This window comes from Corynebacterium sp. HMSC075F02, from assembly GCF_001838335.1.
Taxonomy (GTDB): Bacteria; Actinomycetota; Actinomycetes; order Mycobacteriales; family Mycobacteriaceae; genus Corynebacterium; species Corynebacterium jeikeium_D.
The window spans coordinates 1-10742 of the sequence record NZ_KV836316.1 but is presented as its reverse complement, the minus strand read 5'-3'; the positions used below and the strand labels follow the sequence as shown (position 1 = coordinate 10742).

Annotated in this window: 11 protein-coding genes, 2 tRNA genes and 2 riboswitches; of the genes, 3 read left to right on the top strand and 10 right to left on the bottom strand. The window is 57.5% G+C overall.

Features of this window, described 5'->3' with window-relative positions; all coding sequences use genetic code 11:
- Nucleotides 1–231: 231 nt before the first annotated feature.
- The gene (murA, locus tag HMPREF2920_RS09265) at nucleotides 232–1494 is read right to left on the bottom strand and encodes a UDP-N-acetylglucosamine 1-carboxyvinyltransferase (protein WP_224433880.1); all 1263 of its coding nucleotides are present in this window, start codon (nucleotides 1492–1494) and stop codon (nucleotides 232–234) included.
- A gap of 47 nt (nucleotides 1495–1541) precedes the next feature.
- Here murA and HMPREF2920_RS09260 point away from each other — a divergent pair, with 47 nt between their 5' ends.
- Complete coding sequence (locus HMPREF2920_RS09260) at nucleotides 1542–2141, top strand: cob(I)yrinic acid a,c-diamide adenosyltransferase (protein WP_049173053.1); 600 nt, start codon at nucleotides 1542–1544, stop codon at nucleotides 2139–2141.
- A gap of 71 nt (nucleotides 2142–2212) precedes the next feature.
- Here the strand turns inward: HMPREF2920_RS09260 and ramA are convergent, their stop codons facing one another.
- The 5 genes from ramA to HMPREF2920_RS09235 form a co-directional block, all read right to left on the bottom strand.
- The gene (gene ramA, locus HMPREF2920_RS09255; protein ID WP_005511953.1) at nucleotides 2213–3049 is read right to left on the bottom strand and encodes an acetate metabolism transcriptional regulator RamA; all 837 of its coding nucleotides are present in this window, start codon (nucleotides 3047–3049) and stop codon (nucleotides 2213–2215) included.
- A 475-nt stretch (nucleotides 3050–3524) separates the two neighbouring features.
- A riboswitch (cobalamin riboswitch) is annotated at nucleotides 3525–3782 on the top strand.
- 194 nt (nucleotides 3783–3976) lie between these two features.
- A complete protein-coding gene (locus HMPREF2920_RS09250; RefSeq protein ID WP_049190261.1) occupies nucleotides 3977–4801 on the bottom strand; it encodes an energy-coupling factor ABC transporter ATP-binding protein in 825 nt (274 codons plus the stop codon).
- A 2-nt stretch (nucleotides 4802–4803) separates the two neighbouring features.
- Nucleotides 4804–5541 (bottom strand): cobalt ECF transporter T component CbiQ, encoded by a 738-nt coding sequence (gene cbiQ, locus HMPREF2920_RS09245; protein WP_049190262.1) that lies wholly within the window; start codon nucleotides 5539–5541, stop codon nucleotides 4804–4806.
- A complete protein-coding gene (locus HMPREF2920_RS09240) occupies nucleotides 5538–5915 on the bottom strand; it encodes an energy-coupling factor ABC transporter substrate-binding protein (RefSeq protein WP_049173058.1) in 378 nt (125 codons plus the stop codon). The genes cbiQ and HMPREF2920_RS09240 overlap by 4 nt, the downstream gene beginning before the upstream one ends.
- Before the next feature lie 38 nt (nucleotides 5916–5953).
- Nucleotides 5954–6736: an energy-coupling factor ABC transporter permease gene (locus tag HMPREF2920_RS09235; RefSeq protein ID WP_049190264.1), complete on the bottom strand. Its 783-nt coding sequence runs from the start codon at nucleotides 6734–6736 to the stop codon at nucleotides 5954–5956.
- A 66-nt stretch (nucleotides 6737–6802) separates the two neighbouring features.
- A riboswitch (cobalamin riboswitch) is annotated at nucleotides 6803–7072 on the bottom strand.
- Nucleotides 7073–7375: 303 nt separating this feature from the next.
- Between HMPREF2920_RS09235 and cysK the strand changes: the two genes are divergently transcribed.
- Both cysK and epsC read left to right on the top strand, forming a co-directional pair.
- Nucleotides 7376–8308, top strand: a complete 933-nt coding sequence (gene cysK / locus HMPREF2920_RS09230; RefSeq protein WP_070601725.1) for a cysteine synthase A — start codon at nucleotides 7376–7378, stop codon at nucleotides 8306–8308.
- A 115-nt stretch (nucleotides 8309–8423) separates the two neighbouring features.
- On the top strand, nucleotides 8424–9017 hold the full coding sequence (epsC, locus tag HMPREF2920_RS09225) for a serine O-acetyltransferase EpsC (RefSeq protein WP_005511963.1): 594 nt from the start codon (nucleotides 8424–8426) through the stop codon (nucleotides 9015–9017).
- Nucleotides 9018–9117: 100 nt separating this feature from the next.
- On the opposite strand, the gene HMPREF2920_RS09220 is transcribed toward epsC, so the two are convergent.
- From HMPREF2920_RS09220 to HMPREF2920_RS09205, 4 genes are all read right to left on the bottom strand, one after another.
- Nucleotides 9118–9399 (bottom strand): GNAT family N-acetyltransferase, encoded by a 282-nt coding sequence (locus HMPREF2920_RS09220; protein ID WP_049173078.1) that lies wholly within the window; start codon nucleotides 9397–9399, stop codon nucleotides 9118–9120.
- Nucleotides 9400–9506: 107 nt separating this feature from the next.
- Nucleotides 9507–9962, bottom strand: a complete 456-nt coding sequence (locus HMPREF2920_RS09215) for a hypothetical protein (RefSeq protein ID WP_048733759.1) — start codon at nucleotides 9960–9962, stop codon at nucleotides 9507–9509.
- A 157-nt stretch (nucleotides 9963–10119) separates the two neighbouring features.
- Nucleotides 10120–10192: transfer RNA gene (locus HMPREF2920_RS09210), tRNA-Phe, on the bottom strand.
- A 19-nt stretch (nucleotides 10193–10211) separates the two neighbouring features.
- A tRNA-Asp gene (locus HMPREF2920_RS09205) sits at nucleotides 10212–10288 on the bottom strand.
- Between the last annotated feature and the right edge of the window lie 454 nt (nucleotides 10289–10742).

Below are 10742 nucleotides of genomic sequence, written 5' to 3'. Positions count from 1 at the left end.
AAACACATAAACTGCCTGGCCACGCTGACCTCCAGATACATTACACACACCCCACCCAAAGACACAAAACCCCAGGTAAAATAGCGAAAACCACCACAAGCCACCACTGGAGAATCACTCCCTACGGTTCTGAAGCATCCAGAACCGAAGACTTGCGATGGTTTTCCGCACCGCGCGTTTAACTAGCACCGTGCGCTTAGCCGTTAGCCATTGACCAGAGGCCAACAATCACTAGCTAACCCGTTCAACCGATGCGCCAAGAGAATTGAGTGTCTCTACGAAGCCCGGGTAGCCACGGTCGATGTGATAGACATCGTGCACCTCAGTGACGTCACCTTCTTCAGTACACAGCCCAGCAAGCACTAGTCCCGCTCCGGCGCGAATGTCCGAAGACCACACAGGTGCGGAACTCAGCGTTTCCTTTCCGCGAATCATCACGTGGTGGCCATCGATAGTCGCGTCCGTGCCGAGGCGAATCATCTCGTCGACAAACCGGAAGCGCGACTCAAAAACGTTCTCGGTAAGCACTGACGTCCCTTCGGACACCGCGGACAGAGCAATGGCCATGGGCTGCATGTCCGTCGGAAAGCCTGGGTATGGCAGCGTTTGATAGTTCACACCCTGCGGACGCCCGTCCATACGCACGCGGAAGCCCTGCGGGTAGGTCTCGACCTGAGCGCCTGCGTTCTTCAGTTTTTCCAGAGGAAGGTGCAGGTACTTAGGGTTAATGCCAACGACCGTAATATCGCCGCCGGTCATCGCTGCAGCATAAGCCCAGGTCCCTGCGATAATTCGGTCGCCGACAACCTTGTGCTCAGTCGGGTGCAGCTTCTCTACGCCCTCAACCGTGATGGTGTTAGATCCCGCACCCGAAATCTTGGCGCCCATCTCCACGAGCATCTCGCACAGGTCGACAATTTCGGGCTCACGGGCGGCGTTATCCAGCACAGTCGTACCTTCCGCTAGTACGGCCGCGGTCAGAATATTCTCGGTCGCGCCGACGGACGGGAAGTCCAGCTTGATGTTCGCCCCCTTGAGACGCCCCGCCTCAGCCACCACGCAACCGTGGTGAATATAGGTGCGCGCGCCCAATTTCTCCAGGCCAGCCTGATGCATGTCCAGCGGGCGGGAACCAATAGCGTCACCACCGGGCAGTGCGACAATCGCGTTACGGGTACGCGCCGTCAGCGGCCCGAGCACACAGACCGAAGCGCGGAACTGGCGCACGGCATCGAAATCGGCGTGATGCGAGAGTTCTTCGGGCACCGTGATTTCAATCCGGTCGCCCTCGCGCGTCACGGAGCAGCCGAGCCCTTCGAGGACCTTTTGCATCAATGGCACGTCGTCAATTTCAGGGCAGTTCGTCAGTACTGTCGTGCCCTCGGCGAGAAGCGCCGCACCCATCAGTTTCAGAACCGAGTTCTTCGCCCCGGAAATCTGAACCTGACCATTTAGCGTCGCTCCGCCTTTAACCAGAAATCGCTCATTTCCCACTCCCCCAGCCAACCACATTTCGCAATATCGCGCTTAGGCTTGAAGCTATGAGCGTTCATCTAACTCGCATTTACACTCGCACCGGCGACGACGGCACCACTGGATTATCCGATTTCAGCCGCGTTCCCAAGGATGATTCTCGCCTTATCGCCTACGCCACGTGCGAGGAGGCCAACGCCGCACTCGGCCAGGCGCTCAGTTTCGGCACGCTTGACGACGAAATCTCGGCTGTCATTCGCTACGTGCAGAATGACCTATTTGATGCCGGAGCCGACCTGGCAACACCTATTGAAGAAAACCCGAAGTACCCGCCGTTGCGTATCGAGCCGGATTACATCGAGCGACTCGAGCACTGGTGCGACCAATTCAATGAACAACTGCCGAAACTGGATTCCTTCATCCTCCCGGGAGGCACACCAGCCGCAGCACTGCTACACACAGCTCGGGTGATTACTCGCCGAGCCGAGCGTGCAGCATGGGCTGCCTGCCGCGAATTTCCCGAAACCACCTCAGTCCTACCGGCGAAGTATCTCAATCGCCTGTCTGACCTGTTGTTTATTCTTTCGAGAGTGGCCAATGACGGAAACGACGTTAAGTGGATCCCCGGTGGTGAGCGCGAAGCCCAGCGGCAAGCAGGGGGTAAGTAGCGGAGCAAGTAGCAGAACTGACTACCCCAATACCCGCGGGTTTGGGCGCAAAGGAACCGTCGTCAAGCGGTTTACGGCAGTGCGCCGATGCGACGGGCCGCGTTGACGGCCTCGTAGCGAGTATGGGCGCCCAGCTTGCGCATTACGGAGCGGAGGTAGGACTTAACCGTCTCGGCACCGATGCCCATTTCCTCTGCGGCCTCGACGTTGGTGTGACCGAGGGCGACACAGGCGAGAACATCGAGCTCACGAGCCGACAGCTTGGTGGTCTGCTTGACGCGAACCGGGGTGACCATCTGGTCACAGAGCACCTCGAGTTCCTGGCGCAGCTTCTCGTCATCCACACGGTTAGCGAGCATGCGCAGCTTGGAGTGCGTGGAACGAACCTGCTCCCACTCAGCGCCATTCATGATGCGGCCGCCCTTACCGTTGCCAGAACGATCCATGTTGCGGCAGGCATCGACGACAGCGAGGTCCTGCTCCAGGCAACGGGCGGTCATTGTGACCTCTTCAAGAACCTTGTCCCCCAGGCGCACCGAGGAGTGCACGCCACCGTAGAGCACGCCACGGACAAGACGCGAAACGATCACCGGCACGGCGACCAGCGAGTGCAGGCCTTCGTCACGAATCTTGTCGTCATACTCATGGGTAATAACCTTGGCGCGCAGGTAGTCACTGACACCCACCGGGCGGCGCGTGGCCAACACGCGACCACCGACACCCGCACCCGATTCCACAGTCAGATTCTGCAGGGCCGGAGTACGCAGGCCAACCCAGTTGTTGATCTGCATCTTAGAGTTATCGGTGACTTCCGCATACATTGTGACCGGAATACCAGTCGCATTCTTTAGGGCGACCAAGGACGACTTAATAACCTCATTGTCGTCCAGAATGCGGTGGGGATCCATCTCGCGTCCTCCTGCGTAACGGGCAAATTGCTTCACTGGCACCCACAGAGGCACCATCAGCCTGTGACTTCGCGCCGACTTACACTCCTACGAAATGGCCAACTACCGCTCAGCGGCCACTGACCCTTTCGGGGGCTGTAAACCGTACAAAGTAGATAGTACCCTCCGAACGGGTACACCTGCATTAAGGCATCCGTCACACAATCTTAGGAAACAACTAGGTTTCTCTACAAGTACGTAAAGAAAATACCAGGATAAATCCTGTCATTAGCCCCGCCTCGGCCGAATAAATACAAGGCAGGGGGTAGCTATTTTTCCGCTAACAAACTGCGTGAATGTTGATAACAGAGGGTAATGAACGGCGTTTTACCCCCAATGCGGACATTTTCGAAAAAGACCTTCGCTTATTTTGCATCGTGCGCTATTGTCATACATGCAACAGGTTTTGTTGAGTTCCACTTTCAATGCTACGTCCTCCACGTGGTTGTCCGAAGGTGGTGCACAGCAAACGCAAGAGGGAATCCGGTGCAATTCCGGAACTGTCCCGCAGCGGTAATCTGGAACAAAATTCGCCAACGGCACTGAGGTTATTTCAACCTTGGGAAGCGGCGAAAAGTAGGAAAATTGATAATAAGGATCTGCACGTAAGCATTGAAGCTTGCGGCAGTCGTCATCCCCTTATTGTCGGTCACGCCAGAAAGTCCGAATACCTGCCTGATGCGCCGAGGGCACTGCAAAGTGCCACGGCCACGGAGATCGCCCGCGGACAGGTGTGACGTGAAATGGAAGCGAAGAAATGCGACAGCTTCGCCTATATTTCTAGGCCTATTTTCATAGGCATTACGCCCTGCCCGCGGGCGTTTTTCTCATTTTTAGCGCGGTTTAGCTGCACATATCGATGAGCTATTCACCAACCAAGCCACTCGCCTAAACATCCTCTGGATGGCACACATCTCGCCCAATCGCCTTGGAGACCACGGGCGCCCAGGGCAAAGCCAGTCGAGCATGTTCGACCAACCGTCGATCGGCCAAAATTTCTTCCTTGGCGCCGACGCGCAGTTTGCCGTCGGCAAGCACCGCTGCCCTATCGGCGAAATTCCACGCGAAGTCGATGTCGTGCGTGGCGACGACGACGGCAGTGCTCTGATCGCGCAATTGATTGAGCGTGTGTGCAAGCTTTCGGGTCGCCTGCGGATCGAGGCCGGCGGAGGGCTCGTCGAGAAGCAGCACACGCGGATGCATCGCCAGCGCACCAGCGAGAGCGACGCGCTTGCGCTGACCATAGGAAAGCTGGTGCGGAACGCGTTCGGCGAGATCGGTGATCTCGGCGGTACCTAGAGCCTGCCGGACGCGCCGTTCGACTTCCTCGTTCTTAAGCCCCAGGTTGACGGGACCGAACGAGACGTCTGCAAACACGCTAGCCGCGAAGATTTGCTCATCCGGATCCTGCGTGACCATCTGCACTGAGCGACGGACCGCATTGCGGCCGTGCCGGGAGTACGTGTAGACGGTGCCGTCAAGGCGGACCTCACCACTATTGGGCTTAGACGCTCCCGCGAGCATACGCAACAGCGTGGACTTGCCCGAACCGTTTGCCCCCAACAGCGCTAGGCGCTCGCCACCCGAAATTGCCAGATCCACGCCTTTCAGAACGTGGGTTTCGTCGTAAGCGTATGTAACTGCAGCCGCTTCGACAATGACACCGTTGGCACCATGTACGTGATCAGCGCGATTTTTCCTGCTGCTCGACATCCCTATACACCCCATTTCAGCAGCGCCCAGGCCGCAATCAACGACAAAAGTAATGCACTGGATATCGCGATGAACTTCGGCTGCCTGGGCCGCGAAATCACCAGTACTTTCATTGCGCTCGGATCGGCGCGCAGCTCGATTCCCTCTTGCATCTTGCGCGCGCGGGTAAAGGCAATTACAAAGAGGCTGGCGGACTGTGCCGCTACATCTCGGATCATCGCCCGGCGCGTGGAGTGTCCCAAGCGTCGTGCTTGCGCTTCCGTCATCGAGTGTGCGGAGTGAATCAGCACGCCGGTCATCCGGTAAATCACCTCGGCGAGGTACGTCAAGTATCGCGGCAAGCCGTGCTTGTCGAGCCAGGCAATGAGCTCCGAAATCGGAGTGGTCAGCGCAAAGACCATCGTGCAGCTGATACCCGCAAACGAACGCATCACAACCTGCGCCATTCGCTGCGGGCCATCCGGCGACCACGCGAGACCGTCGGGAGTAAGCGCTACCAAAAGCGGAAACGCGCCGACGAGCACAAAAGCCGCCGGTGCCAGCACCATTGCCACATACAGCTTGCGGGGCACTCGGGCTATGTACGCAATAGACCAAGCAATGACCGCAATGACAGGCGCAAAGGGAATTGGCGGTAGCGCAACCGCCAGAATCAGCAGCCCACCGAGCAGCAGAATCTTTTCACCCACGTTGCGGCGTGCCCAAGCGCTGCGCGCCGCTGCAGCTTCTAGCGCATTCACTGCTCTTTCTCGCGCTTGTCCGAACGCGCAGCAGCCTTCCCTCGGTAGAAGCCAATAACGTAGAACAGGACGCCAGCACCGATAACGGCCTGGAGCGCGAACAGACCCGACTCGACCTCACCCGGCAGCTCGCCGACGAGTGGCTCGAACCACGGCTCGTAGTTCGGGTCGATTTCCTGAATTGTCTCCGTAGCGGTGGCATCAGTGCCGGCGAACGGCTCCTCGGCGTCGTCGTCCCCGTAGTTGAAGAACAGCGGGAACATGGCAATTACGACTACCAGGACAATGAGACCAACGCTGACCCACACGGAGTTCTTCTTCGGCTGGCTAGCTGCCTGTGCGTCGACAATCTGCGCGTTGTTTTTTGCATTCATAATCGTGCTCTCTTTCGCTTCTTTTCGCTTGACGACGGCTACTGCTTCTGGCCAGATACGGATGCAGCTGCCGCATTCTGCGAAGTGACAGATCCTGCAACAGCGTCAGCCGTGGCTTCTGCAGCTTTCGCCTCCAGCGCCGGTGCTGGCGCATCACCGAAGCGGGACAGGAAGCCGAGATCGAGGAGCTCAGAATGTGCCACGGCCAGCAGGGTGCGCATGAGAATGACGGTGACCAGAGCCTCGATGATCGCCAGCGGAATCTGCGTGATAGCGAACAGGCCGAGGAATGTAGCCAGAGCGCCGCCGACACCGCCCGGGTTTGCCGGGTGTGCAAGAGCGAGCTGCACGGAGGTCACAACATAGGTGGAGAGGTCAGCGAAGAACGCTGCCATAAACACACCTGGTAGTAGGCCTCCGCCGAGCTTTCGAGTCAATACGTAGAAGGCGTAGCCAACCCACGGGCCGACGATTGCCATGGAGAAGATGTTCGCACCGAGCGTCGTAATGCCGCCGTGAGCGAGCAAGATTGCTTGGAAGAGCAACACGATGGAGCCAAGCAGCGCCATCACCGGAGGTTTGAAGATTACAGCACCAAAACCTGTACCTGTCGGGTGCGAAGTGGAACCCGTCACAGATGGAATCTTGATTGCGGAGAGCACGAAGGTAAACGCACCAGCAGCACCGAGCAGCATGCCGCTACCGGGATGTTCTTTCATAGTGCGCTTGACTTGAATTGCGCCGTGAATGACAAAGGGAGCGGCAGCTACGCCCCACCCAATGCAATGAGTAACTGGGAGAAATCCCTCAGCAATATGCATGATGTAAATCATCTTTCTACGGCGCTATTCACCTCGACAGCACCGCTCGACCGCCAATCCGCGGACGCGAATTGGATGATTTACAGTCGGTCTCCTGGCTGATGGGCTGAGGAAAGCTTCACACTTCTATTAATGCTTCGCCTCCTTCCCCAAAGGTTTGAGTCCCCCTGAGTGGCTTCGACGAAGCACCGCAATCGCTGAGTCCATTGTCTGCGTTTTCCGGTTATCGCATATAACCGCTGTGCAGATAAGGGCCGCAATCGCGCCCAATCACAGTGGCGAGGGCCGCTGCCTATTTACAAGGCATTCCCGTGCACTGTAAATCACGTCTCAGAATAGTGGATTCTAAGAAACTTTAATGCTCTTTACCCTCACAATGGAGGTAAGGACGAGCAAGGCAATGAGATAGCGTTAACGCGGCAAGAGCAGGAGCATTGCGACAATAGCGGTGCGACTGCGACGACGCCGGCCGCGGCGACTATGACGGTGGCGACACCGGAACTGACAGCTTCCACTTCCCTACGCAAGCCATGAAATAGACGAACTGGTCTGTACTAATTGCAGGATCAGGCGTACACTACGGCTACACGCGAAAACTCATTAGGAAGTCCTCTGTGATTTCCGGAATGGATAAGATTAATGACTATTTATAACGATGTCACTGAACTGATCGGCAACACCCCGCTGGTTAAGCTCAACCGTGTTACCGAGGGCCTGCCGGGCAACGTGATTGCCAAGCTGGAGTTTTACAACCCTGCCAACTCGGTCAAGGACCGCATCGGCAACGCAATTATCGATGCCGCCGAGCGCTCTGGCGAGCTCAAGCCGGGCGGAACCATCGTCGAGGGCACCTCAGGCAACACCGGTATCGCGCTGGCAATGGTCGGCGCAGCCCGCGGTTACAAAGTCATTCTCACTATGCCGGACACCATGAGCCAGGAGCGCCGCGTCGTTCTGCGCGCATTCGGCGCTGAGCTTGTACTCACCCCGGGCGCGGATGGCATGCGCGGTGCTGTCGATAAGGCCAACGAAATCGTGGCTAACACCGACAATGCAATCCTGGCTTCCCAGTTCGCCAACCCGGCCAACCCGGCTATCCACGAGGCAACCACTGGTGAAGAAATCTGGGAAGCTACCGACGGCAAGGTTGATTACTTCGTGGCTGGTGTCGGCACCGGCGGCACCATTACCGGTGCTGGTCGCACGCTGAAGAAGCACAACTCGGACATCCAACTGGTTGCCGTTGAGCCGAAGGCCTCCCCGCTGCTGACCGAGGGCACCGCCGGCCCGCACAAGATTCAGGGTCTGGGCGCAAACTTCGTCCCAGAGGTTCTCGATCAGGAGCTTCTCGACGAGATCATTGCGGTTACCAACGAGGACGCTATTGAGGTCTCCCGCAAGGTCGCTGCAGCCGAGGGCATCCTCGGCGGCATTTCCGCCGGTGCAAACATCAAGGCTGCTCTCGAGATTGCAGCCCGCCCGGAGTCCGAGGGCAAGAACATCGTCGTGATTGTTCCTGACTTCGGCGAGCGCTACGTCTCCTCCATCCTGTACGAGGATCTGCGCGACTAAAGCCGAGCACTATAAGCACCCGTAACCTTCTCTGCAGAGCCCGCTAGCTGGCACTTTCCGTCGGCAAGCGGGTTTTTGCATTGCCCACACCTCCGACCAGATAGAATTGACGCCCATGAGTGACTTTTTCCGAATCCTCAAAGAGGATCTGGACAATGCCCGCGCGCATGACCCAGCTGCGCGCAGTGATGTAGAAAATGCCATTGTCTACTCCGGCCTACACGCAATCTGGATTCACCGATTCTCGCACCGCCTTTGGAAACGAGGCGGGATTTTCAAGGGCATTGCACGAGTACTCGCACAGTTTTCCCGTTGGCTGACTGGTATTGAGATTCACCCGGGCGCTCAAATTGGCCGAAGGTTCTTCATCGACCACGGTATGGGCATCGTCATTGGCGAAACCGCAGAAATCGGTGACGGCTGCATGCTCTACCACGGCGTGACGCTTGGCGGCCGCTCACTGGAGAAGGTAAAACGCCACCCCACCCTGGAGGACAACGTCACCGTCGGAGCAGGTGCGAAAGTCCTTGGCCCCATCACAATTGGTGCAGGCTCATCAATCGGCGCCAACTCCGTGGTCACCCACAGCTGCCCACCCGATTCCATCGTGATAGGAATTCCGGGCCGCGTACGCCCTGCCAAGCCCGAAGAGCACAAGCCGTTGTGCGATCCGGCGGTGTACGTCCAGGGTGACGGAGACTTCATCTAGCCCCGCCCTAAAACTAGCTCTACATACAAAAGCCGGCCGGCTGCTCTTCCTATCGTGAGCAGCCGGCCGGCTTCTTTGTGCGTTCTTCGCCCTTCAGCGACTAGTCAGCCAGTAGATCCTGGTAGTCCGGGTTTTTCTCCACGAAGTTGGCAACAGCGGAGCAGCTGGTGCGAATCTTTCGGTTGTTCTTCCGAACATCATCCAGCGCGCCTGCGATAAGCGGCTTGGACAGGCCTTGTCCACGGAATTTGCCATCTACAACCGTGTGGTCAAAGTCCAGGGCACCTTCCACCGGGGTGTAAGCGGCAAAGCCGGCCTCTTCTCCCTCTACGGTGAGAACGTAGCGCTGACCGGCCTCATCATGCGAAATAGTGTGTGCCATTTTCGGAATCACTTCCCTCTCATGGTTGTGAAGCGTCGTCATTGCAAACGACTCTTAGGATGTAACCCAGATAACAGCTCTCGCTTCGGATTAATTCCGAATTCTGGTTAATTCTGCACTAGCGGGGGTTCGCCCGGGTGCTCGTCGGCACGCCCGACAGCGACACGGCACGGGACATCGCCCTTCGCGACCTTGGTCGCAGCCTCCCCCTCTGCCCACCCCGGGCTGACGGCCTCAGCGAGCGGGCCTGCCAGGTCCGCCATTTCGCAGTGAGACAGCCCCGGAGCCACCACACTGATGCGGTAACGCTTCCGATCCCCCGGATCCATGCCCGGGTTGGCCTCCGCCCACAAATCAGCGAGCGAAGAGGTGCGCCCCACATCGGGCATGACATCCTCGTAGACGTTGACTTCCTGATCCGGAATCAGTTCCGCGAGCACCCCACGAACCTTCTCAGCAGCCGATTGGCTGCCCTCAGCATCCGTGTAGACGAAGATGCGCACGACCCACGGCAGCGTCTTATCGTCGGACAGCGTTCCTGCTGAGGCGAATTCCTTACTCATGCACAACATCCTATCCGCTAGGGTGCGTACGCGGTTTAGTTTCCCCCACTTTAAGGCTTTCGCACGGCTCGATGCACTGTGCTTTACGACGATCCCCGCGACAAACACCTGGTAAAACAAAGAATCCCCAGCCCGTTTCCGGACTGGGGATTAATTGTGGCCAGAAGCGGGATCGAACCGCTGACCTTCCACTTTTCAGGCGGACGCTCTACCGACTGAGCTATCTGGCCAGACTTGAAATTAATCAAGTGGCGACCCTGACGGGACTTGAACCCGCGACCTCCGCCGTGACAGGGCGGCGCGCTAACCAACTGCGCCACAGGGCCTTAAATGCCGTGCTCAGCTTTCTGGATTACCAGCGCTGCGCACGAGTTGTTACTCTACAGAACAGCGCTGAACATAAGCAAATCGCCAGTTCATGGCAGATATTGTAAGTTGAAAACTGACATCTGGACCCCGGGGCTCGGGACAACCTAGACTGTGGCAAAAGCTCTCCCCACCAAACCCGGGTAAAGCCCCCCCTCTCCCCCAGTGACACCGATGCGAGTTACTGACTACGTTTATGACTGGCGGCGTTGGGGCGATGCAAGTTACTGACTACGTTTATGACAAAAATAGCCCGAAAAATGGCCTGAAAGTGTCATAAACTCATACAGTTTCACATTTGCAGCCCGTAGTTTTTGGCTTCTCACCAGTCACCATCTTGAGAATCAGACACACTTTTTGTCCATTACCCACGCCGACGCCGGGTTAAGTAAAGAAAAGTGTGTCCGCATGCCA

What these genes read in the sequence shown, in the direction of transcription:
- HMPREF2920_RS09260 (WP_049173053.1), top strand. Translation starts at nt 1,542, where the DNA reads ATGAGCGTTCATCTAACTCGCATTTACACTCGCACCGGCGACGACGGC.
- ramA (WP_005511953.1), bottom strand. Translation starts at nt 3,049, where the DNA reads ATGGATCCCCACCGCATTCTGGACGACAATGAGGTTATTAAGTCGTCC.
- HMPREF2920_RS09250 (WP_049190261.1), bottom strand. Translation starts at nt 4,801, where the DNA reads ATGTCGAGCAGCAGGAAAAATCGCGCTGATCACGTACATGGTGCCAAC.
- HMPREF2920_RS09240 (WP_049173058.1), bottom strand. Translation starts at nt 5,915, where the DNA reads ATGAATGCAAAAAACAACGCGCAGATTGTCGACGCACAGGCAGCTAGC.
- HMPREF2920_RS09235 (WP_049190264.1), bottom strand. Translation starts at nt 6,736, where the DNA reads ATGCATATTGCTGAGGGATTTCTCCCAGTTACTCATTGCATTGGGTGG.
- cysK (WP_070601725.1), top strand. Translation starts at nt 7,376, where the DNA reads ATGACTATTTATAACGATGTCACTGAACTGATCGGCAACACCCCGCTG.
- epsC (WP_005511963.1), top strand. Translation starts at nt 8,424, where the DNA reads ATGAGTGACTTTTTCCGAATCCTCAAAGAGGATCTGGACAATGCCCGC.
- HMPREF2920_RS09220 (WP_049173078.1), bottom strand. Translation starts at nt 9,399, where the DNA reads ATGGCACACACTATTTCGCATGATGAGGCCGGTCAGCGCTACGTTCTC.
- HMPREF2920_RS09215 (WP_048733759.1), bottom strand. Translation starts at nt 9,962, where the DNA reads ATGAGTAAGGAATTCGCCTCAGCAGGAACGCTGTCCGACGATAAGACG.